The sequence below is a fragment of the Streptomyces sp. NPDC002671 genome (genome assembly GCF_053592475.1).
This window is the reverse complement of sequence record NZ_JBSFVU010000001.1, coordinates 391,926-416,125: the sequence shown is the minus strand read 5'-3', so window position 1 is coordinate 416,125 and position 24,200 is coordinate 391,926. Positions and strand designations below refer to the sequence as shown.

At 68.6% G+C, this 24,200-nt stretch carries 9 protein-coding genes and 1 riboswitch; of the genes, 6 read left to right on the top strand and 3 right to left on the bottom strand.

Translation table 11 applies throughout. The features are described from left to right. Positions 1-40 precede the first annotated feature (40 nt). A complete protein-coding gene (locus ACWD35_RS01740; RefSeq protein ID WP_451349127.1) occupies positions 41-6,205 on the bottom strand; it encodes a LamG-like jellyroll fold domain-containing protein in 6,165 nt (2,054 codons plus the stop codon). Positions 6,206-6,621: 416 nt separating this feature from the next. On the opposite strand from ACWD35_RS01740, the gene ACWD35_RS01735 reads away from it, so the two are divergent. The 6 genes from ACWD35_RS01735 (at position 6,622) to ACWD35_RS01710 (ending at position 22,679) form a co-directional block, all read left to right on the top strand. Continuing rightward, entirely contained in the window at positions 6,622-13,254 is a 6,633-nt protein-coding gene (locus ACWD35_RS01735) for an RHS repeat-associated core domain-containing protein (RefSeq protein ID WP_451349126.1), read from the top strand. Beyond that, the gene (locus ACWD35_RS01730; RefSeq protein WP_451349125.1) at positions 13,248-13,667 is read left to right on the top strand and encodes a hypothetical protein; all 420 of its coding nucleotides are present in this window, start codon (positions 13,248-13,250) and stop codon (positions 13,665-13,667) included. Before ACWD35_RS01735 ends, ACWD35_RS01730 begins: the two co-directional genes overlap by 7 nt. A 376-nt stretch (positions 13,668-14,043) precedes the next feature. Further along, positions 14,044-20,712 carry an RHS repeat-associated core domain-containing protein gene (locus ACWD35_RS01725; protein ID WP_451349124.1) on the top strand — a complete coding sequence of 2,223 codons (6,669 nt, stop codon included), beginning with the start codon at positions 14,044-14,046 and terminating at the stop codon, positions 20,710-20,712. Position 20,713: 1 nt separating this feature from the next. Next, positions 20,714-21,436: a hypothetical protein gene (locus tag ACWD35_RS01720; RefSeq protein ID WP_451349123.1), complete on the top strand. Its 723-nt coding sequence runs from the start codon at positions 20,714-20,716 to the stop codon at positions 21,434-21,436. Between the two features lie 93 nt (positions 21,437-21,529). After that, positions 21,530-21,651, top strand: a riboswitch (cobalamin riboswitch). A gap of 36 nt (positions 21,652-21,687) precedes the next feature. Then, a complete protein-coding gene (locus tag ACWD35_RS01715) occupies positions 21,688-21,909 on the top strand; it encodes a CbtB domain-containing protein (RefSeq protein ID WP_451349122.1) in 222 nt (73 codons plus the stop codon). 20 nt (positions 21,910-21,929) lie between these two features. After that, positions 21,930-22,679 (top strand): CbtA family protein, encoded by a 750-nt coding sequence (locus tag ACWD35_RS01710; RefSeq protein WP_451349121.1) that lies wholly within the window; start codon positions 21,930-21,932, stop codon positions 22,677-22,679. On the opposite strand, the gene ACWD35_RS01705 is transcribed toward ACWD35_RS01710, so the two are convergent. After that, entirely contained in the window at positions 22,673-23,254 is a 582-nt protein-coding gene (locus ACWD35_RS01705) for a histidine phosphatase family protein (RefSeq protein WP_451349120.1), read from the bottom strand. The genes ACWD35_RS01710 and ACWD35_RS01705 overlap by 7 nt on opposite strands. A gap of 76 nt (positions 23,255-23,330) precedes the next feature. Further along, positions 23,331-24,122 carry a helix-turn-helix transcriptional regulator gene (locus ACWD35_RS01700; protein ID WP_451349119.1) on the bottom strand — a complete coding sequence of 264 codons (792 nt, stop codon included), beginning with the start codon at positions 24,120-24,122 and terminating at the stop codon, positions 23,331-23,333. Positions 24,123-24,200 lie beyond the last annotated feature (78 nt).

Here is a 24,200-nt window from a genome sequence, read left to right as displayed (position 1 = left end):
TCCCGGAAGGAGCGACAGGGGCCCGTTGCGTTGGTACGGATCAGCGGAGGGCGCTCACCTCCGTCCCCGACAGCGTCCGCGGGTACACGTGGACGTCGGCCACGGAGCCGGGGAACGCCATGTACGGCGTCGTGGCCGACGCGCTGTTCACGCAGCCGCCGATGGTCAGGGGCAGGGAGGAGTCGTACTGCGGGCTGAGGTTGCTGGCCGCGCCCATCTGGACGCCGTCCTGGTAGAGGGACATCGTGCCGGTGCTGGAGTCACCGGCGACCGGGGCCCGGTAGGTGGCGACCAGGTGGGTCCAGGTGCCGACGGTTCCGGTGCCGTAGTCCCCTTCCGCGGTGGGGAAGGAGGAATTGTCGCCGTTGGCGGTCGTGGTCTGGAACATCCAGCCCTTGTTGCCGCTGTCGTAGGCGATGTAGAACGCCTGGTGGGTTGTCGTTCCCTGGCAGATGGCCGCGGTGCCCAGCGCTGAGTTGATCTCCACCCAGGCGGAGATCGAGTAGTCGCCGAGAGTGTTGACCGCGCTCTGCTTGCTCTTGAGGAAACCGGTGCTGCCGTCGAAGGCGGCGCTGCCGGACAGCCCGCTCGGCGCGTCCGGACCGAACGTGACGCCACCGGACGGGGTGAGCGGGTTGAGGGAGGCGGTGTCGGTGCCGTCCGACCCGAGCTTCCAGTCGTCCTCGGGCATGCCGTTGTCCCAGCCGGCCGGCACGATCACGCTGCTCGCGCCCGCCTGGCTCGCCGTCATCGCGTACGGGTAGACCTGCACGTCCGAGACGGAGCCGGGGAACTGGCCGTACGGCGTGGTCGCGTCGGGGCTGTTGACGCAGCCGCCGACGGTCAGGGGCAGGGAGGAGTCGTACTGCGGGGTGAGGTTGGTGGCGGTCCCCATCAGGGTGCCGTTCTGGTAGATCGACATCGCGCCCGTGCTGGAGTCACCGTCGACCGGTGCGGTGTAGGTGACCAACAGATGGGTCCAGGTGCCGACTACGCCGGTGCCGTAGTCCCCTTCCGCGGTGGGCCATTGGGCGTTCGCGTCGTTGGTGGTGGTGGTCTGGAACATCCAGCCCTTGTTGCCGCTGTCGTAGCCGAGGGAGAACGCCTGGTGCTGGCTGGTGCCCTGGCAGACGGCGGTGGCGCCGCTGGTCGGCGAGTCGAGCTTCACCCAGGCGGAGACGGTGTAGTCACCGAGGGTGTTGACCGCGGTGTGGTCGCTCTCCAGGAATCCGGTGCTGCCGTCGAAGGACGTGGCGCCGGCGGGGGCGTTGAGCGCGTCCGGTCCGGGCGCGTTGAAGGTCGCCCCGCCGACCGCGGTGAACGGGTTGTTCCCACGGGCGTCGGAGCCGTCGGTGGACAGGTCCCACTCGTTGTCGGAGGTGTCGCTGCCGGTGGCGAGCGGCACGATCAGGTTCGGCGCGATGCTGACGACGTCGGTGTTGGTGTCGTTCAGGTACCGGGCGGCGAGGTCGGAGTAGTACGCGTCGGACGGGTTGCCGTTGTAGAGGTCGGCCGTCTTCACGGTCGACCCGGTGGCCGTGCCGTCGGTGGAGACCGCCGCGGCGAAGTCGATCACCTGGGTCGGGTAGTTGAGGAGCAGGTCGTTGTTCACCTGCTCGCGTGCGGCCTCCTGCGTCGCCGTGCCCGGGTGGGCGGCGGTGAACGGCGGGATGGTGGTGAGGTAGACGGTGATGTTGGCGTCCTGCGTCACCGCCTGCCCGTTGATGTACGTCTGCCCGTCGTCGGTGTAGTACGAGCTGAGCTGGCTGTTGAGCGAGGCCAGTCCGCTCTCGACCTTCGTGGCGCAGGTGGTGGCGTCACCGGTGCAGTTGAGCAGGTCGGTGGCGCCGGTGGAGACGAGCACGGTGCGCACGTTGCCCTGGGCCAGCACGTTGCGGTCCAGCGGGTTGAGCGCGTTGGTCGGGTTGTCGTTGTTGGTGATCTGCGGGAGCAGGTTGTTGCTCAGGCTCCAGCCGTTGGTACCGGCGTTGAGTACGCCGTAGTCCACGGTCCCGTCCCCGTTGGGGTCGTCGACGATGGCGCCGGCGATGGCGTCGCTGAGGTGGTGCTTGCCGTCGCCGCTCGCGTTGTCCCCGTTGACGTTCTGGTCGCCGTAGAGGACCAGCGAACCGGTCGGGGCGGAGGTGGGCGTGGTGACGTCGATGCCCGCGAGGTACGGCAGACCGGTGTACGTCGTCTGCGTGAACGCGGTGGCCGAGGTGTCACCGGTGTGGTTGGCCGCGCCGCTCACCCACACGGGGGTCTGCGCCGAGGCATGGCCGGGCATGGCGGACACCGAGCCGTGCACCTGGAGGCTGACCAGCACGGTCGCCTGCTGTGCGACGGCCAGGGTCACCGGGTCGCTGGTCACGTCGCCGCCCGCCGGGACGGTGACCGAGGTGAGGCCGCCGAAGGCCAGCGGTACCGGTGCCGCGCCGGTCGTCGCACCGCCCGCGGTGCCGTCCTGGAGGGCGACGGAGGCCGCGTCGAAGGTCACGGGCGCGGTGCCCATGGCGTTGGACAGGTGGATGCGGACCCCGTTGCCGTCGTCGGTGCCGATGCTGACGTGCGCCGGGATGCGCAGCGTCTGCCCACCGCTGACGGTGGCGGTGCTGCCGCCGGACAGCTGCACCTTGGCGGTGTCCTGGACGGAGGACCAGGTGCCGACCCAGTGCTGGGTGCTCGTTCCGCTGCCGGTGAGGGTCAGCGGGCGCACGCCCATGCCGAGGATGTGCAGGGCGGGCTGGCCGGACTGGACGCCGTTGGTGAACAGCGGCAGGGAGATGCTGCTGACGACCGAGCCGGGGCAGACCAGCGGGACGCTGACCGCGAAGAGCTTCGGGCCGCTGCTGGGGCTGGTCTGGGTGTTGTTGCTGTGGTTCTGGTGCACCAGGGTCAGCGTGGCCGCGGAGGCCGGGCCGGTGATCCAGTCGGGCACGGTGTCCAGCTGGTACGACTGGTCGGCGGGGGCGCCGTTCGGGTCCAGGCAGTTGTTCTTGGCGTAGGTGATCGTGCCGGTCGCGCCCTTGGCCGCGCCGCCGGTGGCGAAGCCGACGAAGACCACGGCGTCACCGGTGTTCACCACGCCGGTGCCCGGCACGGTGACGGTCTGCCCGGAGGCCAGCATGTTGTCGTAGGTGCCGGTGCCGAAGTTCGGCAGTGTGACGGCGGCGCCGTTGACGGTCACCTTCTTGCCGCTCTGCCAGCCCGACGTGCCCGTCAGGTCGGCGGAGTTGATGCTGTTGCCGGAGCCGTCGGCGTCGGCCGGGCCGGTCGTGGTGGTGAAGGTGCTGGTGGCGGTGTTGTTGAGGCAGCTGCTGGTGCTGTTGATCGCGCAGGTCAGCGCCGGCGCGAGCCGCAGTACGTCGATGCCCGCCTGGAAGCCGGTGGAAGCGGTGTTCTTGCCGGTCAGGCTGAGGGTCAGGGTGTGCACGCCCTGCTTCAGCGTGAGCAGTTGGCCGTTCGCGTCCTTGGCCATGCCCAGGTTCACGAAGCGGGTGGTGACGTAGGAGTTGTACGCGTCGAAGCTGCTGAGCAGCGTGGACTCGGTGGGCTTGCCCGCATCCAGGACCAGGCGGTACATGCCGTAGTCCTTGGCCTTGGTCAGGTTGACCCCGAAGCTCCAGGGGCCGTCCTTCGGGATGTCGAAGCTGAACGTTGCGCTGTCACCTGCGGCGACCTTCGTGGTGCTGCTCTTGTTGGCGAGCATGGCCTGGTAGCCGTCGGCGAACTCGTAGCCGCTGCCCGCGGCCTGGCTGATCAGCTGACCGCCGCTGGAGGTCGTGGTCGCCTTGGGCACCACGGTCGTGGTGTTGTCCGCGTTGGTCGCCGTCCAGCCATTGATCATCTTGTCGCCGTAGGCGTACGTCGGCGTGCTGGTGCCGGCGAAGAAGGAGTACGGCGTCTGCGTGATGGACGTCGAGCCGGCCTGGTCCACGGCCTTGGCGTACAGGGTGTGCGGTCCTGCCTTGGCCGGTGCGAAGGCGGGGGAGGCACTGCCGTTGAGGACCGAGGTGCCGGTGCCGGCGGCGTTGTCCGAGCTGACGTAGTACGGCTTGCCCGGGACGATCGTCGTGGTCGTCGTCCACTTGGCGACGCTGGTGCTGTACACCGTGTTGCCGAGTGTGCCGTCCAGCGAGAACAGGTACCCGGTGATGTTGTTGGTGTGGTTGTTGCTGATCGTGAAGGTGCCCTTGTCGCCGTACGCGGCACCGATCTGCTTCGACGGGAACTGACTGGACGTCACCGTGGGCGCGGGTGGCGCAGTGGTGTCCACCGTGAAGGACTGGGTCTTCGTCCAGATGCCGGAGCCGGTGCCCACCCAGTAGCCGGCCGCGTTCTGTGCGGTGGCCTTCCAGGTGTAGGTGCCGTCCGGCAGGCTCGGGGTGGTCCAGTCACTGCCGTTGGTGTTGTACCGGGCGCGTTTCTTGGAGTCGAGGCCCGGGCCGAAGCCCTGACCGACCAGGGTTCCCGAGGAGTTGAAGACGTTGTAGTCGATGCGCACCAGCTCACTGCCGCCGGCCAGGTCGGGGTCGACCGCGCGCGCGGAGAGCGTCGGGGTGTGGGTGGTGGTCATCGTCTTGCCCATGCTCACCGTGGACGGCTTGATGGCGGGAGTGCCGGTGCCGTTCTTGAGCTTGGGCCGGTAGCTGTAGGTGACCGACATGGTGGCGCCGCCGCCGAACGCGAGCTGCTTCCACTGCGTCGCGTCGTTCATGTCGGGCGACTGGACCATCAGCGTCATGCTCTTCCAGCCGCCGGATGCCGCGCTCTTCGCCCGGGAGGTCACGTCGAACTCCAGGGACGGCGGGCTGACCCAGGAGTGGGCGCCGTCGGTGACCGGGCAGGTGCCGGCCTCGTGGCTCACGGGATTGGAACCGAGGGAGCCGGTGCGCCCCCCGGGCTCGTGGCCCCAGTACAGCGAGGAGGAGCCCCAGCCCGCGGGCCGGTCGGTGCCGTAGACGGCTGCCGGGGTGTCCGCGCAGGAAGCGGCGGAGAGCTGCTTCACGTAGAACGAGGCGTGGATGACCACAGCGCCCCTGATGCCGCTGGTGTTCATCTGGTAGTAGGTGCGCGCCCGTTCACCGTTGCCGGGGTTGTTGTTGTCCCACCCCGCGCGCGCGTTGGTCTCACCCGTGGTGGACGTCGAGTTGTAGACGTTCCAGCCGTTGTCGGAGATCCGTGCCCAGTCCAGCTGGGACGGCCTGCCGCTCCACTCCGGGTCCACGTAGACCGGGTAGGCGGTGCTCTTGGAAGTGAGCAACTCCTTGTCCAGGCCGAGCAGTTGTTTGCCGCTCTTGAGGCTCACCCGGACCTGGGCACGGTGCCCGCCCACCTTGACCGCAGCCTTGTGCTCGGCCCGGGCGGCCGAGACGGACGCGGTGTGCCCCAGGGGCGCACCGGCGGCCTTGTGGCCGGCGCTGTCCCACATCACCGCGGTGTCGCTGTGGAACACCGTCTCGCCCGTGCCCTTGTCCGTGGCCTGCGCACCGCCGTTGCGGGTGGGGCTCAGCTTCAGGTGGGCGGACGTGGTGTTGAACGCGAGGCGCTGGAGTCGGGGATCGGCCGCCGCCTTGGGGGACTTGACCACCAGGATCGAGGAGTAACCGGAGGCGTCCGCGGTCAACTGGAGGTCTACGTGCGGCAGTACCTCGGGGTAGGTGGCGGTGTCACCGGTTACGATGGGCTTCGGCAGTGCGTCCGGCCAGGAGAAGCCCAGCTTGTGCTTACCGCTGCGCATCGTGACCAGCGAGCCGGAGCCGCCGCCGGAGAAGGCCACGTCCGTGACGGCGGCCTTGGGCGCCCAGGTCCCGTCCGCCTTCCGAGCCAGTGTGGTGTCGATCGGCACCCACTTGCCGTGCTGCCGCGTGCGCTGCGGCATCGAGGAGTCGGTGCGGGTGAAGGTGCCGTCCGGGTTGGCCACCACCACCGTTCCCGTGTCGGTGAGCTGGTCGATGGTCACCGGCTTGCCGGTCGCCTTCGCGCGGGCGGAGGCCGACTCCGTCGGGTTGAGACGACTGGCCTCGGACTCGGAACGCTTACTGTGCGACTTCGCCTCAGGCGACCGGGCGGGGGCGGCGTCCGCCGCGTGGGCCGTCACCGTCGCGGTCAGTGACCCAGCAGCCAGGGCCGCGACCACGGCGACGGCGATGGGTCTGGACGCGGGGCGTCTGGACGCACGCAGGGGTGTGCGAGATGCGGACATCGAGAATGGGATTCCTTCGCGGGTCTAAGGCGGTCCCCCCGTGGGCCCGCAGCGCTGTGCATTCTGGGGCGCGGTAACGATCAGGTCCATCGCGATGTGATCGCCAACTGGCCGATGGTGGACCGTTTTTGATCGTTGCGCGCCAACTTGCCCTGTGAACAATGTGAGTTCTTTGTGGTTCCCCTGGAAAGATTTTGCCAAGGCCGTCAAACCGAAGCCCTACCTTGACCAAGCGGGGAGCTAGATCAACTTGTGCTTCCCGCTTTTTGACGTGCACTCAAAGTCGACCATTCCAGGGCGACTTGGGTGCTTCATTGACGGCGAAGGGGGTCACGCACATGGTGCGAAGAACGGGGTGGAGACGCGGTCCGGGGGCTTGGCGCCCCCCACAGATACGTCGTCGTACAGCGCTCGCGGTGACCGGTGCCCTGGTGCTGTCGGGTCTGCTTCCCGCCCAACTGGCCGAGGCAGCCTCCTCGCCGAAGCGCCACGTGTCGGCGCCGGCCGTTCCGCATGACAAGCACATCCCGTTCACCCGCGCCACGCCCCACAGGGGCGCCGCGCACAAGGGGTTCAAGCACTACGACCCCACGGTGCGCGTGAAGCTGCCCGCGCCGGGCAGCGCCGAGATCACTCTGCCTGTCGCTGCGGCCTCGACGCGGCTGTCCGCCAAGGCGAGCCAGGTGCGGGCCGGCGACACGCCCGTCCTCCTCGGTGCCGCTCCGACCGTATGGCCCCAGGCGGGTGCCGTCGCCGGGTCGCAGCGGGTGCGGGTGACGGTGCTGGACCAGAAGGCCGCGCGTGCCGCCGGTGTCCACGGTGTGCTCTTCACGCTCCAGCGCACCAGTGCAGGAAGCGGCAAGGTCGCCGTGCGGGTGGACGACTCGTCGTTCCGCTACGCCTTCGGCGGTGACTTCGCCGCGCGTCTGCACCTGGTCCAGCTGCCGCAATGTGCCCTGCAAAACCCGAAATTGACGAAGTGCCAGGTGCAGACGCCGGTGCGCACCGCGCCCGGGAAGCTGTCCGCCCAGGTCTCCGTGCCGGGGATGCCCGCGGCTGTGACCGGCGCGGTCTCTTCTCACTCGGCGAAGGCCGCATCCAGCCCGATGCTTGTCATGGCTGCAACAGCCGGGGCGGGCGGTTCGTCCGGCGACTACTCGGCGACGAACCTGTCGCCGGCGGGTACGTGGTCGGTCTCCGGCAACACCGGTGCATTCACCTACAGTTACCCGATCACGGTTCCGGCGGCGATCGGCGGCGCGCCCCCGAAGGTGGACCTGTCGTACGACTCCTCCAGCCAGGACGCGCGGACGGAGGGGACGAACAACCAGTCCTCCTGGCTCGGCGACGGCTGGTCCACGACGGAGAACTTCGTCGAGCGCACCTACAAGCCGTGCAGCGACGACTCGTCCTCGGGTGCGCCGAAGAATGACGGCGACAGCTGCTGGGCGGGGCAGATCCTGACCCTGTCGCTGAACGGCAAGTCCACGCAGATCGTCTACGACGACGCCTCCAAGACCTTCCACCCGGCCACGGACGACGGCACCACGAAGATCGAGGACTTGACCGGGTCGGCGACCAACGGCACGGACAACAAGGAGTACTTCAAGGTCACCCAGGGTGGCGTGCAGTACTTCTTCGGCCTCAACCGGCTGCCGGGCTGGGCCAGCGGCAAGGACGAGACGAAGTCGGTGTGGACCATGCCGGTCTACCAGGCACACGGCGGGTTCTCGGCGTGCCCGGACAGCACGGACTTCGCCGCGACGTCGTGCACGCTGGGGTATCGGTTCAACCTGGACTATGCGGTGGACCTGCACGGCAATGCCACGGCCTGGTACTACTCGCCGGAGACGGGCTACTACGGCGCGGACATGAAGGACACCGCGGTCTCCTACACCCGTGGCGGCACGCTCTCGCGCATCGACTACGGCATGACGTCCTCGACGGTCTACTCGGGGACCGCGCCGGAGCAGATCCTCTTCGACACGGCCGAGCGGTGCATCGCGGGTACTCCGGCGGGCAACACCTGTGCGGACAGCCAGTTCACGGTCGCCAATGCGGCGTACTGGCCGGATGTGCCGATCGACCTAAACTGCACGTCGGGGTCGACGAACTGCACCAATCACGGGCCGAGTTTCTGGTCCCGTAAGCGGCTGACCTCCATCACGACGCAGATCCAGACCGGCGGGGTCACCAAGCAGGTCGACAAGTACAGCTTCACCCAGTCCTTCCCGGACGGCGGTGACCATGCCCCGACGCTGTGGCTGGACTCGGTGCAGCGCACTGGTCTGGACACGCTGGGTGGTGCGTCGGGCAGTACGTCGACGCCGTCGGTGAGTTTTGACCCGCCGTTGCAGCTGCCGAACCGGGTGGGCACGATTCCGCAGATGCCGCTGATGTACCACGACCGGATCCAGACGGTCACCAGCGAGACCGGCGCGGAGACGACGGTCACCTACGACCGGCCCGACTGCTCCACGGCTCCGGCGAGCGACCCCAACGACCCGACCGACGCGGCGGCCAAGAACTTCGCCTCCACCAACACCCTGTCCTGCTTCCCCGTGTACTGGACACCGACGGGGCAGCCGTCGCCGTGGATGGACTGGTTCTACAAGTACAAGGTCAGCTCGGTCGTCGCCACGGACCCGCACAACTCCTACCAGGACGGCACCCAGCCCGAGCTGGAGACGGACTACACGTACAAGGGCAACCCGGGCTGGCACTACGACGACAACGAGGTCGTCAAGGCGAAGAACCGCACGTGGGGTCAGTTCCGTGGCTACCCGGAGGTGGACGTCACCACCGGTGACCCGAACGTCTTCCACTACACGAACGGCGCGAAGGTCTACGACCAGAAGACGCTGTCGAAGAGCTACTACTTCCTGGGCATGAACGGCGACACCCTGCCCGGCGGCAAGACCCGCTCGGTGCCGTCGCTGACCAGCCAGGACGGCGCGACCTCGGTCACCGACGACAACGCGCTGGGCGGCCAGGTCTTCGAGTCCGACACCTACACCGCCTCCGGCGGCAGCCTGAACAAGGCTGTGGTCAACGTCCCCACGGTCATCGGCCCCACCGCCACCCGCAACCGCAGCGGTATGCAGGACCTGACGGCGCAGATGGTCCGCGGCGCCAAGACGCTGACCCGCGAGGCCGTGTCGTACGGCTGGCGCAAGACCGAGAGCGACACCTTCTACGAGACGACGCTCGGCAAGCCCACCACCGGTGAGCCCGTGCAGGTCGACGACCGCGGTGAGACCGCCGACAGCAACAACGTCGCCAAGTGCACCTACACCCGCTACCTGTCCAACACCAGCCCGCTGTTGACCCTGCCCTCCGAGACCATCACCACGGCCCAGGACTGCTCCACCGCCGGAGCGGCCCCGAGCGGGACGCTGCTCTCGGACAACCGCACCTCATACGACGGTCACGCCTTCGGCTACGACGGCGACGGCCGGACGAACCCCGCCCTTCCGACGCGCGGCGAGGCCACCCTGGTGCAGGCCGCGGCGGCGGCTTCCGGCGCGACCGCGACCGCGTTCGTCGACCAGACCGCCAGCAACTACGACAGCTACGGGCGCGTCACCAAAACGACCCGTACCCCCAACTCCGTCTCCCCTGACGGCAAGAGCCTGTCCCAGTCCGTCTTCACCTCCTACAGCCCGACCAGTGGCGAGCTGCCCACCAGCACCACGACCGTCACCCAGGTCACCCCGGGTACGGACTGCTCCGCGGTCACCGTGTCGTCCAAGGACTGCCAGCTGACCACCACGGCCCAGGACCCGGCCCGCGTCCAGCCCACCGCCAAGACCGATGCGGCAGGCCTGATCACCTCGCTGACCTATGACGCCCTCGGCCGCCTCACCGCCGCCTGGCTGCCGAACGAGAACAAGGCCACCGGCGCTCCGGCGAACATGACCTACACCTACAGCCTGTCCCAGACGGCGCCGTCGGTCGTGACCGCCAGCACGCTGCTGGACAACGGCAGTTACAAGGTCAGCGAGACGCTGCAAGACGCCATGCTGCGTACGCTGCAGACGCAGACCACCGCCGAGAACGGCACGACCACGGTCTCGGACACGCAGTATGACTCGCACGGCTGGACGGTAGGCACCAACAACGCCTACAACATCGGGGGCAACCCCGGCGCCAAGCTGGTCTCGGTCTCCCAGGTGTCCATCCCGGACACCACCGTCACCGACCACGACGGCCTCGGGCGGGCGAGTCTGGTCACCGAGGAGCACGCCGGGTCCAAGACCTGGGCCACGACCACCGCCTACGCCGGTGACAGGACCACCGTCCTGCCGCCCAAGGGCGGGGTGGCCAGCACCACGGTGACCAACGCTCGCGGCCAGACCACGGAATTCGACCAGTACACCGGGCTGCCCACCCTGAGCGGGTCCGCGTCGGCCGGTTTCACCGCCACCGGCGGCACCACCTCGGCAACCACCTACACCTACTTCCCCAACGGGAAGCAGCGCCAGGTCACCGGCCCGGACAAGGTGGTTTGGTCGTTCGGCTACGACCTGCTCGGCCGTAAGACCTCCCAGACCGACCCCGACGCGGGCGGCAGTAACTACGGCTACGACGATGCCGGCAACATGGTGTCCACCAAGGACGCCAAGCAGGTCGAACTCGATTACACCTACGACCTGCTGGGCCGCAAGCTGACGGGCACGGACAAGGCCAAGGACGGCTTCCAGTTCGCCTCCTGGGCCTACGACACCATCCGGATCGGTCTGCCGACCTCGTCCACCCGTTACGTCCAGGGTGTGACCGGCGGGTACACGACCGCCACCACCGGCTACACAAGCCTTGGCAAGCCCACCGGCACCAAGATCACCCTGCCCACGTCGGAGGCCCCGCTGCCGTCGACGTACACGACCACCTTCACGTACACGACGCACACCCAGACGCTGGCCACGCAGAGCGACCCGCGCACCCAGGGCCTGCTGAACGAGGTCATCACCTACAGCCACGACGCCCTGGGCGCCCCGCTGAAGACGAGCAGCAGCATCAACACCTACGTCGGGGACACCGTCCTCACCAACTACGGTGAGCCGTCTCAGGTCACGATGGGGGCGTCGACGAACCCGGCCTGGGTTACCTACAGCTACGACGACCAGACGCGCCGGCTGACCGACCGTCTGATCACCCGTACTCAGGCGCCCGGGCCGACGGTCGACGACACCAAGTACACCTACGACGCCGCGGGCAACCCGACGTCCACGACCGACCAGCAGTCGGAGACCGGTAACACCGTCACCGACCAGCAGTGCTACAGCTACGACACCCTGAACCGGCTCACCGACGCCTGGACGGCCAACGACAACTGCGCCGCCAACCCGCCCACGACCAGCACTCTTACCACAACGCCTGGCTCGTACTGGCAGTCCTTCGGCTACGACGCCATCGGCAACCGCAAGCAGAGCGTCGACCACGCCATCGGCAGCTCCGGTACCACGTCCACCACCGGCTACACCGACGGCTGCACCACGGGCTGCAACACCACCGGCACACAGCCGCACACCCTGACCGCCACCACCGGTGGCACGAACCCGACGAAGTTCGGCTACGACGAGGACGGCAACCTGCACACCCGGACCCCCACCAGCGGGCCGGGCCAGACCCTGACCTGGGACGACGAGGGCCACCTGGCCCAGGTGGACATCGACGGCACCAGCCCGTCGACCACCAAGTACCTCTACGACGCGGACGGCAACCAGCTCATCCGCCGCGACCCCGGGCAGACCACGCTGTTCGCCGGCGACACCGAGATCGTCGTCAACACCAGCGTCACCCCCAACGTGCTGCTCGGTGCCATGCGCACCTACGTCCACGGCGGCGGCGCCGGTGTGCCCATGGCCGTCCGCTCCAGCCTGTCCGGCGGCGGACTGAAGTACCTCTTCGGCGACCCGCACGGCACGGCCAACCTGTCCATGGACGCCACCACCCAGCAGGTCGCCCGCAAGCAGTACACGCCCTACGGGCAGCCACGCTCCAGCGCCAACACCACCGCCTGGCCCGACCCCACCCACTCCTACCTCGGCAAACCCCAGGACACGAGCACCGGCTACACCGACGTCGGCGCCCGTAAGTACGACCCGACCCTGGGCAGCTTCATCAGCGCCGACCCCGTCTTCGAGGCCGCCAACCCGCAGGAGCTCGGCGGCTACACCTACGCCGGGGACAACCCCCTCACCAACAGCGACCCCACGGGTCTCCGACTGGCCTGCGGTCCCGAATACGGCCGTGATGCACCTGCCTGCCCCACGCACGGCAGCGTTGGCGGTGGCGGCGGCGGTGACAGCGACGCGCAGCCGACCGTGGACGACATGATGGACGAAGTCATGAACGCCGGCTTCGGGGCGACGCCCGATGGGTCGGTCCGCGGGAGGTTCAATGTCGGGAGGGGCCCGAACCGAGGCATCATCCGCATGACCTTCTTCATCCACACGAAGCTGGCGGCGCTCGGCATGCTGCTCGGCGACAAGCGTGAGGCATCCATAGACCCGGACCTGCCGTACCGGATGTCGCTTGTGTGGAACACCGAATTGGGCGAGTGCACCTTTACGATCACCGCGTCCCACACCACTCCTTCGAAGCATCTCGTGGCAGATGGGGTCGGCCTCCTCGCCCGCACCAAAATGGTCGACGATCCGAGCAAGACGATCCATGCCAACCCGCTGAAGCTCGAGGGGTGGCCGGGTGACACCTGGGGCGGCGACAACGTCGTGGACGTCGATACCCTCGGGCACAAGTCGACCCCCGACCAGCTCGACATCGGCGTGCACGGCGTCAACAGCCTGATGAACTTCTTCGCGGTCGACAACTCGATCAAGATCAAGGCGACGCGAACCTCCGTCTCCGTGAGCCGGCAGGGGGACGCCTATCCTGATATGGAAGTGGTCCAGTACCGGACCAACCAGGCGCCGCGCGTGATCGCTACGGATCGCATGGCGAGCGACAGCGGCATGGACTCGGCTCCCTGGTGGGGCACGAAGATCAACAAGACCTGGACGGACGGGAAATGCGTGATGGGATGCTGACGCAAGAGACGGAATCCTCGGCCGGCCCCGGCGTGCGCCGGGTGCTGGAGCGGATCGGGCGTTGCGTCCTGACGTATGTGGCCCTGTATGCCGCGACGTGGGTGGTCATTGCCCTCGTCGTGCCCTGGGAGGACTCGTTCGCCCAGGTCATGCGGCTCGGCTTCGGCATGCTGGCCATCATCGGCACACCGACGCTGCTCCTCGCTCTCCTCGCGGGCCTGGCTCACACGCAGATGGACGTCACCAGGTTCCGGATCGCGCTCGCCTTCCCGATGGCGCTTTTCGCGCTGCCTCTCGTGGGGGCGAGTACGGCGGAGCCGCTGCTGCTCCAGCTCCTGTCTCAGATCGCGTTCGCCGCGTACCTGATGCCCGCACCACTCGTTCCGGAGAACTGGACGGCGCAACCGCAATAGCCTGGTCGGTCTGAGGACTGACGGCCGATGCCCCGGTGGAGAAATCCGCCGGGGCATCGGCCGTGTGCGGCGAACGAACAGCCTTCCATCGTCTCGTGATCACCAACTGACCGGCGGAGGACCGTTTTTGATCGATGCGCGTCAACTTGCCCTGTGAACTAGGTGAGTTCTTTGTGATTCTTCTGGGAAGACTTTGCCAAGGCCCTCAAACCGAAGCCCTACGGTGATCCCCGCGGGGGGCTAGATCGACTCGTGCTCCCTCTTCTTGACGTGCACTCAAAGTCCCCAGGCCTTGGGCGACTTGGGTGCTTCTTGATTTGTGGAGGGGGTCGCGCACATGGTGCGAAGAACGGGGTGGAGACGCAGACCGGGGGTTTTGCACTCCCGATACCTACGTCGTCGTACGGCGCTCGCGACGGTCGGGGCCCTGGTGCTCACGGGTCTGCTTCCCGCCCAGCTGGCCGCGGCGGCCTCCTCGCCGAAGCGCCACGTGTCGGCGCCGGCCGTTCCGCATGACAAGCACATCCCGTTCACCCGCGCCACGCCCCACAGGGGCGCCGTGCACAAGGGGTTCAAGCACTACGACCCCACGGCGCACGTGAAGCTGCCCGCGCCGGGCAGCGCCGAGGTCACCCTGCCCGTCGCCGCCTCCTCCACGCGGCTGTCCGCCAAGGCGACTCAGGTGCGGGCCGGCAACACCCCCGTCCTGCTCGGCGCCGCCGCTGTCGCACGGCCCCAGGCGAGCGCCGTCACCGGATCACAGCGCGTGCGGGTGACGGTGCTGGACCAGAAGGCCGCGCGTGCCGCCGGTGTCCACGGTGTGCTCTTCACGCTCCAGCGCACCAGTGCAGGAAGCGGCAAGGTCGCCGTGCGGGTGGACGACTCGTCGTTCCGCTACGCCTTCGGTGGAGACTTCGCCGCGCGTCTGCACCTGGTCCAGCTGCCGCAATGTGCCCTGCACAACCCGAAATTGACGAAGTGCCAGGTGCAGACGCCGGTGCGCACCGCGCCCGGGAAGCTGTCCGCCCAGGTCTCCGTGCCGGGGATACCCGCGGCCCCGGCCGGCGCGGCCTCTCCTCGCTCGGCGGCAGCCGCCTCCGGCTCCATGCTTGTCATGGCTGCCACATCCGGGACCTCCGGCTCGTCCGGTGACTACGCGGCGACGAGCCTGTCCCCGGGCGGCTCCTGGGCGACCTCCGGCAACACCGGGGCGTTCACGTACGCGTACCCGATCGCGGTCCCCGCGGCGATCGGCGGCGCGGCGCCGAAGGTGGACCTGTCGTACGACTCCTCCAGCCAGGACGCGCGGACGGAGGGGACGAACAACCAGTCCTCCTGGCTCGGTGACGGCTGGTCCTCGACGGAGAGCTTCGTCGAGCGTACGTACAAGCCGTGCAGCGACGACTCGTCCTCGGGTGCGCCGAAGAATGACGGCGACAGCTGCTGGGCGGGGCAGATCCTGACCCTGTCGCTGAACGGCAAGTCCACGCAGATCGTCTACGACGACGCCTCCAAGACCTTCCACCCGGCTCAGGACGACGGCACCACGAAGATCGAGGACTTGACCGGGTCGGCGACCAACGGCACGGACAACAAGGAGTACTTCAAGGTCACCCAGGGTGGCGTGCAGTACTTCTTCGGCCTCAACCGGCTGCCGGGCTGGGCCAGTGGCAAGGACGAGACGAAGTCGGTGTGGACCATGCCGGTCTACCAGGCACACGGCGGGTTCTCGGCGTGCCCGGACAGCACGGACTTCGCCGCGACGTCGTGCACGCTGGGGTATCGGTTCAACCTGGACTATGCGGTGGACCTGCACGGCAACGCCACCGCCTGGTACTACACCCCGGAGACTGGTTACTACGGCGCGGACATGAAGGACACCGCTGTCGCCTACACCCGCGGCGGCACGCTGGCGCGTATCGACTACGGCATGACGTCCTCGACGGTCTACTCGGGGACCGCGCCGGAGCAGATCCTGTTCGACACGGCCGAGCGGTGCATCGCGGGGACTCCGGCGGGCAACACCTGTGCGGACAGTCAGTTCACCGCGGCGAACGCGGCGTACTGGCCGGACGTGCCGATCGACCTGAACTGCACGTCGGGGTCGACGAACTGCACGAATCACGGGCCGAGTTTCTGGTCGCGTAAGCGCCTGACGTCGATCACGACGCAGATCCAGAGCGGTGGGGCGACGAAGCAGGTCGACAAGTACAGCTTCACCCAGTCCTTCCCGGACGGCGGTGACCATGCCCCGACGCTGTGGCTGGACTCGGTGCAGCGCACCGGCCTGGACACGCTGGGTGGTGCGTCGGGCAGCACCTCGACGCCGTCGGTGAGCTTTGACCCGCCGCTCCAACTGCCCAACCGGGTCGGCACGATCCCGCAGATGCCGCTGATGTACCACGACCGGATCCAGACGGTCACCAGCGAGACGGGCGCGGAGACGACGGTTGTCTACGACCGGCCGGACTGTTCCACCGCCCCGGCCAGCGACCCGAACGACCCGACGGACGCGGCGGCCAAGAACTTCGCCTCCACCAACACGCTCTCGTGTTTCCCGGTGTACTGGACGCCCTACGGGCAGCCGTCGCCGTGGATGGACTGGTTCTACAAGTACAAGGTCAGCTCGGTCGTCACCACGGACCCGCACAACTCCTACCAGGACGGCACCCAGCCCGAGCTGGAGACGGACTACGCCTACAAGGGCAACCCGGGCTGGCACTACGACGACAACGAGGTCGTCAAGGCGAAGAACCGTACCTGGGGTCAGTTCCGTGGCTACCCGGAGGTGGACGTCACCACCGGTGACCCGAACGTCTTCCACTACACGAACGGCGCCAAGGTCTACGACCAGAAGACGCTGTCGAAGAGCTACTACTTCCTGGGCATGAACGGCGACACCCTGCCCGGCGGCAAGACCCGCTCGGTGCCGTCGCTGAGCAGCCAGGACGGCGCGACCTCGGTCACCGACGACAACGCGCTGGGCGGCCAGGTCTTCGAGTCGGACACTTACACCGCCTCCGGCGGCAGCCTGACCAAGGCCGTCGTCACCGTGCCGACGATCATCGGTCCCACGGCCACCCGTAACCGCAGTGGCCTGTCGGACCTGACGGCACAGATGGTCCGCAGCGCCAAGACGCTGAGCCGTCAGTCCGTGTCGTACGGCTGGCGCAAGACCGAGACCGACACCTTCTACAACACGACGCTGGACAAGCCCACCACCGGTATGCCGGTGCAGGTCGACGACCGCGGTGAGACCGCGGACACCGACAATGTCGAAAAGTGCACCTACACCCGCTACCTGTCGAACCCCGACCTGTCGCTGACGCTGCCCTCCGAGACCATCACCACCGCCCAGGACTGCTCCACCGCCGGAGCGACCCCGAGCGGGACGCTGCTCTCGGACAACCGCACCTCCTACGACGGTCACGCCTTCGGCTACGACGGCGACGGCCGGACGAACCCCGCCCTTCCGACGCACGGCGACGCCACCCTGGTGCAGGCCGCGTCGGCGGCGAGCGGCGCGACCGCGACCTCGTTCATCGACCAGGCCGCCTCCAGCTACGACACCTACGGCCGCACCACGAAGGCCACCCGCACCCCCAACTCCGCCTCGCCCGACGGCAAGAGCTTGAGCCAGTCCGTCTTCACCTCCTACAGCCCGGTCAGCGGCGAGCTGCCCACCAGCACCACGACCGTCACCCAGGTCACCCCGGGTACGGACTGCTCCGCGGTCACCGTGTCGTCCAAGGACTGCCAGCTGACCACCGCGACCCAGGACCCGGCCCGGGCCCTGCCCACCGCCAAGACCGATGCGGCAAGCCTGCTCACCTCGCTGACCTATGACGCCCTCGGCCGCCTGACGGCGGTGTGGCTGCCCAACGAGATCAAGGCCAACAGCGCACCGGCGAACACGACCTACACCTACAGCCTGTCCCAGACGGCGCCCTCGGTCGTGGCCACCAACACACTGGTGGACAACGGCAGTTACAAGACCAGCGAGACCCTGTACGACGCGATGCTGCGCTCCCTCCAGACGCAGACCACCGCCGAGAACAGCACGACCACCGTCTCGGACACGCAGTACGACTCGCACGGCTGGACGGTAGGCACCAACAACGCCTACAACGTCGGCGGCAACCCCGGCAGCAAGCTGATCTCGGTCTCCCAGGTGTCCATCCCGGACACCACCGTCACCGACCACGACGGCCTCGGGCGGGCGGACCTGCTCACCGAGGAGCACGCCGGGACCAAGACCTGGGCCACGACCACCGCTTACACCGGTGACAGGACCACCGTCCTGCCGGCCAAGGGCGGGGTGGCCACCACCACGGTGACCAACGCCCGCGGCCAGACCACCGAACTCGACCAGTACACCGCGCTCCCCACCCTGAGCGGATCCGCGTCGGCCGGTTTCACCGCCACCGGCGGCACCACCTCGGCCACCACCTACGGCTACAACTCCGCAGGTCAGCGGACGCGGGTGACCGGCGCCGACAAGACCGAGTGGTCGTTCGGCTACGACCTGCTCGGCCGTAAGACCTCGCAGACCGACCCCGACGCGGGCGGCAGCAACTACGGCTACGACGATGCCGGCAACATGGTGTCCACCAAGGACGCCAAGCAGGTCGAGCTCGACTACACCTACGACCTGCTGGGCCGCAAGCTGACGGGCACGGACAAGGCCAAGGCCGGTTTCCAGTTCGCCTCCTGGGCCTACGACACCATCCGGATCGGTCTGCCGACCTCGTCCACGCGCTACGTCCAGGGTGTGACCGGCGGGTACACGACCGCCACCACCGGCTACACCAGCCTCGGCAAGCCCACCGGCACCAAGATCACCCTGCCCACGTCGGAGGCCCCGCTGCCGTCGACGTACACGACCACCTTCACGTACACGACGCACACCCAGACGCTGGCCACGCAGAGCGACCCGCGCACCCAGGGCCTGCTGAACGAGGTCATTACCTACGGCCACGACGCGCTCGGCAACCCGACCACCACGGGCAGCAGCATCAACACCTACGTGGCGGCCACGGTCCTCACCAACTACGGTGAGCCCTCGCAGATCACCATGGGGGCCTCGACCAACCCGGCCTGGATCACCTACAGCTACGACGACCAGACGCGTCGGCTGACCGACCGTCTGATCACCCGTACTCAGGCGCCCGGGCCGACGGTCGACGACACCAAGTACACCTACGACGCCTCGGGCAACCCGACGTCCACGACCGACCAGCAGTCGGAGACCGGTAACACCGTCACCGACCAGCAGTGCTACAGCTACGACACGCTGAACCGGCTCACCGACGCCTGGACGGCCAACGACAACTGCGCCGCCAACCCGCCCACGACCAGCACTCTTACCACAACGCCTGGCTCGTACTGGCAGTCCTTCGGCTACGACGCCATCGGCAACCGCAAGCAGAGCGTCGACCACGCCATCGGCAGCTCCGGCACGACATCCACCACCGGCTACACCGACGGCTGCACCACGGGCTGCAACTCCACCGGTGCGCAGCCGCACACCCTGACCGCCACCACCGGTGGCACGAACCCGACGAAGTTCGGCTACGACGAAGACGGCAACCTGCGCACCCGGACCCCCACCAGCGGCCCGGGCCAGACCCTGACCTGGGACGACGAGGGCCACCTGGCTCAGGTGGACATCGACGGCACCAGCCCGTCGACCACCAAGTACCTCTACGACGCGGACGGCAACCAGCTGATCCGCCGCGACCCCGGTCAGACCACGCTGTTCGCCGGTGACACCGAGATCGTCGTCAACACCAGCGTCACCCCCAACGTGCTGCTCGGTGCCGTGCGCACCTACGTGCACGGTGGCGGCGCCGGTGTGCCGATGGCGGTCCGCTCCAGCCTGTCCGGCGGCGGGCTGAAGTACCTCTTCGGTGACCCGCACGGCACGGCCAACCTGTCCATGGACGCCACCACCCAGCAGGTCGCCCGCAAGCAGTACACGCCCTACGGGCAGCCACGCTCCAGCGCCAACACCACGGCCTGGGCCGATCCGACCCACTCCTATCTCGGCAAACCCCAGGACACGAGCACCGGTTACACCGACGTCGGCGCCCGTAAGTACGACCCCTCCCTGGGCAGCTTCATCAGCGTCGACCCCGTCTTCGAGGCGACCAAGCCGCAGGAACTGGGCGGGTACACCTACGCCGCGGACAACCCGATCAACAACAGCGACCCCAGCGGTCTGGAAAGCTGCTACCCGGTGTACTGCAGCGGGGACCACGGTACGTACGGCGACCTGCCCCCGATCCCGCCGCCCCCGAGCGGCGACGGTGGTAACGGTGGCCACCACGGCGGTGGCGGCGGCTGCGACTCCGCCTGCCTGGCAGCCCTGGAAGCGCTCCAGCACCACGTCTGGAAGGACGACTCGAACGAGAAGCTGGTGCACTCGGCGCTCGCGGCCCAGCTCAAGGCGTACGTCATGACCATCGCCGGCAACAGGCACCCCTGCCAGGCAGGTGCGAGCGTCGCGTCCGGCACCATGGCGGCCTGCAACTACCTGGGTGGCAACTCACCGCAGCTGAGCTGGCAGGATCTGCTCAAGCTCTGGGCGGGTGGCAAGGGCGCGAACGTCCCGTTCGACGCCGGCAGCCCGCTCACCCAGCAACTGGCGACGGACAAGCACAACATGGGCATCATCCGGCGACTGAAGGAGAAGCTTGAGGCCGACGACTTCAGCGCGGACATCAACGCCCTCGGCGGACAGGACGACTACGTCGACGGCAAGAACCTGGGGGAGAAGCTGGGCAACTTCCCGAAGGACATGCTCGGAATGGCGACCAACGGCCACCACGGTACGGAGACTCCCGACGCCTTCACCGGCGGCTACGACGTGGTCTACCAGGTGGTCAACGAGAACCGCAGCAGTCGCAGCTTCACGGTGGCGTTCGCGGCCTTCAACGACACGGGGACCGCTTCACTGATCCACTTCGGGATGCCGGACGTGAAGCAGGGCTACGGCGGTGCCAGTGTGTACCAGACCTACTACTGGACCATGGAGGTGCACTGAGATGACGCAGCGCCCTGGCGGACTGTCGGACGCCCGGCCCGACAGCCTCTGGCGTCCGGCCCGCTGGGCGCTGCTCCTGGTGCTCGTGCTGTCGTTCGCCACCACGCTGCTGCGCGTCGTACCGGCCTCCGGGTCGACGCGCGAGCTGGTGGCGGACATCAAGGCCGGCCGGACGCACTCGGTGCAGATGGACGCCGAGGGCACGGATGTCACGGTGCGCTGGAGCACCGGTCCGCTCGACGAGCACAGTTACGTCTACCGTCCGGCCGGCTTCGTCGCGGGCACCGACGAGGCCGCCCGCGACTTCAGGGCGACCGTGACCCGGGCGGCGGGCGCCTCCGCGGAGCGGATCCGGTTCCGCGACTTCGACGCCACGTACGGCGCCGGGGGCCTGACCCTGCTGGTGCCCGTCGCCTACGTCCTGCTCACGCCGTGGACGTGGCTCAGGTACCTGGCGATCCTCACGGGGGTGGTCGTCCTGGCCCGGATGCTCACCGCTCGGCGGCACCGCCTGGCCAGTGGCCCCGCCTGGGCCCTGGCCGGGCTCATCACGGGGGCGGGTTTTCTGGCTTATCTGTGGGCCGAATCCGGGTCCGGGCCCAGGGAGTTGGCGGCCGTGACCGCGACTCCGCGCTGGTGGCGTGCGTGGCTGGCCGCGCTGGCCACCGGTGCGGGGATGGCCGTGCTCGGAGCCGCCGTCCTCTTCGCGGCCGGGCGCTTCTGACTCCGTATCACTCGAGCGCGGACGGATTCTGGCGAGAGAAGAAGATCACGTCCGCCGGTGCGGTCTTGGCCATGCACGCGACACGCGGTACGGTCTGTCCGAATCGACGACGGTACGACGGAAGCCGGTGGGAATCCGGCACGGTCGCGCCACTGTGAGCGAGGCGCCCCTGGCGGCTCGTTAGTCAGACCCGTGGCTGTCGTCCTGTGCACCACCGAGATGGGACGCGAACTCCCAGAGGAGGTTCTGCCATGGCGCAGACCGTCGCCCAGCCGACCGCCACCACCCCCGCCGTACCCGCCACGCTGCCGCTGAAGGCCATCGCTCCCTGGGCGGTCTTCTTCGGCATCCTGATGCTCGTCCTGCTGTACTTCGTCGGTGCCGAACAGGGCGCCTCCTCCGTGTTCAACGGCACGGACGTCCACGAGTGGGTGCACGACGCCCGCCACCTGCTCGGTTTCCCCTGCCACTGAGGCCGGGGCACCGCACTCACATGAACTCCGCAACAGTAAGAAAGCTCCTCGTGCGGGGCATGCTCGCCGGCCTTGCGGCCGGCGGGCTCGCCCTCGTCATCGCCTACTTCCTCGGCGAGCCGAACATCGACAGCGCGATCAGCTACGAAGACGCCCACTCCCACGGGCACGAGATGGAAGTCGTCTCCCGCTCCCTGCAGTCCACCGCGGGCCTCGCCACCGGTGTCCTGGTCTACGGGGTGTCCTTCGGCGGCATCGCCGCGCTCGCCTTCTGCTTCGCCCTCGGCCGGGTCGGCCGCTTCTCCCCGCGAGCGACCGCGCTGCTGCTGTGCGGCTGCGCGCTGCTCGCGGTGTACGTCGTGCCGTTCCTGAAGTACCCGGCGAGCCCGCCGTCGGTCGGCGACCCGGACACGATCGGCAAGCGGACCACCCTGTACTTCCTGATGATGCTGCTCAGCGTGCTCCTCGCGATCGCCGCCGTGATCGTCGGCAAGCGGCTAGCGCCCTCGCTGGGCAACTGGTACGCCACCGTCGCGTCGGTGGCCGGCTACGTCCTCCTGATCGGGCTGGCCTTCGCCTTCCTGCCGGTCATCAACGAGGTGCCGAAGGACTTCTCGGCCACCCTGCTGTGGCGGTTCCGGCTCTCCGCCCTGGCCATCCAGGTCACCCTGTGGTCCGGCTTCGGTCTGCTCTTCGGTGAACTGGCCGAGCGGCTGCTGTCGCCGAGGCCCGCGGCCTCCCCCGCGGGGCAGGCGCTCTCGCTTCACTGACCCGGTACGGCCCCCAGGGCGTGCCCCAGTCGCAGGTTCCAGCGGCCGGACCGGCCGGTGATCTCCGTCGCCGTGAGCGGCGGGACGTCGATCCGCCAGAACGCCGGTCCGGGCGCGTCCAGGACGTTCACCGTCACCGCCCGGATCACCTCCGGCTCGACCACGGCCACCATGCGCCCGTCGGCCCGGCCGCACGCCTCCAGCCACTGCGCGACCCGCTCGCACAGGTCCCGTACCGACTCCCCGCCGTGCGGCGCGGCGCCCGGGTCGGACAGCCAGTGGGCCACCGCTTCGGGTTCGGCGGTGCCGACCTCTTCGAGGGTCCGGCCCCGCCACCGGCCCACGTCCAGGCCGGCCGGTGCCGGCTCCGCCGAGGCGCCGAGGCCGAGCGCGGCAGCCGTCTCGCGGCAGCGCACGGTGGGGGAGACGAGGACACGCCCGGCGGCGGGCAGCCGCCCTGCCGCCGCTTCGGCCTGTGCCGCTCCGCCGTCGTCGAGCGAGTCGCCGTCGTCGAACCGGGCCCGCCGCAGGGACGGGGTGGTCGCGGGGGAGATGAGGGTGACACGGCTGGTCACGCGGGCGGTCCTCCTGTCTTCCGTGTCCCGTCACGGTACAACTCGGGCTCGTACCGTACGGGGTGCAGCACCTCGGTCAGTCGGACGTGAGGTGCGCCATGGGAAGGGCTGCGGCGGGCTCGGCCCTGCCCGCGGGGTGGAACACGGGCAGGAGCGCGCCTCTGACCCCGGGGACGGCCGAGAGTATCGGCGGCCGGGTCCAGTCGGAGGGCCGGAGGGACAGGTCGACGGTGACCCGGGCCCCGGGCGCGATCCGCAGCGGGCCGGCCATGTCGACCAGCAGCGGCGGCTCGGCGTACGGTTCGCCCGGCCACACCGCCGCCGAGTGGGCCACGGCATGCAGATACCACGTACCGGGCGGCACGTCGCACATCCGGAAGTCGTCCGTGGCGAACGCGGCGGTGACGGGCCGGCCCTGCATGATCGGGCTGCCGAACAGCCCCAGGTACGCGGCGGACAGCGGCCGTTCCTGCGCGCGGACGGTGCCGGTGAGCGAGGCGGTTCCGACGGCCGCGGCCGTCACCGGTGGCTGGTCCGCCCAGGCGCGGGCCTGCGGATCGCACACGGCCTCCGCGCAGTTGTGCTGGCGGTACTGGGTGGGGGAGACCCCCACCGATTCACTGAAGCGCCGGGAGAACGTTCCGGTGCTGCGGTAGCCGACGCGGACGGATATCTCCGCCACGTTGAGCGAGGTGGTGAGCAGCAGTCGCTGCGCTTCGTACAGCCTCACGGCACTCAGGAAACGTCCCGGGGTCACGCCGGTGACGCGACTGAAAAGGCGCAGGAAGTAGTACTTGCTCATCATGGCCGAGCGGGCGAGATCGTCCAGGCACAGTGGTTCGTGGAAGCGCTCGCGAATGGTCGTCACGGATCGCTGAACCAGATATTCCATATATCCCCCCATATGGAAAAGAGCCGAAGGGGGCTCCCCCGCCCCCGCCCCCGC

Coding starts and splice junctions, on each gene's coding strand:
- ACWD35_RS01710 (WP_451349121.1), top strand. CDS start 21,930: ATGAACTCCGCAACAGTAAGAAAGCTCCTCGTGCGGGGCATGCTCGCC.
- ACWD35_RS01715 (WP_451349122.1), top strand. CDS start 21,688: ATGGCGCAGACCGTCGCCCAGCCGACCGCCACCACCCCCGCCGTACCC.
- ACWD35_RS01720 (WP_451349123.1), top strand. CDS start 20,714: ATGACGCAGCGCCCTGGCGGACTGTCGGACGCCCGGCCCGACAGCCTC.
- ACWD35_RS01730 (WP_451349125.1), top strand. CDS start 13,248: ATGCTGACGCAAGAGACGGAATCCTCGGCCGGCCCCGGCGTGCGCCGG.
- ACWD35_RS01740 (WP_451349127.1), bottom strand. CDS start 6,205: ATGTCCGCATCTCGCACACCCCTGCGTGCGTCCAGACGCCCCGCGTCC.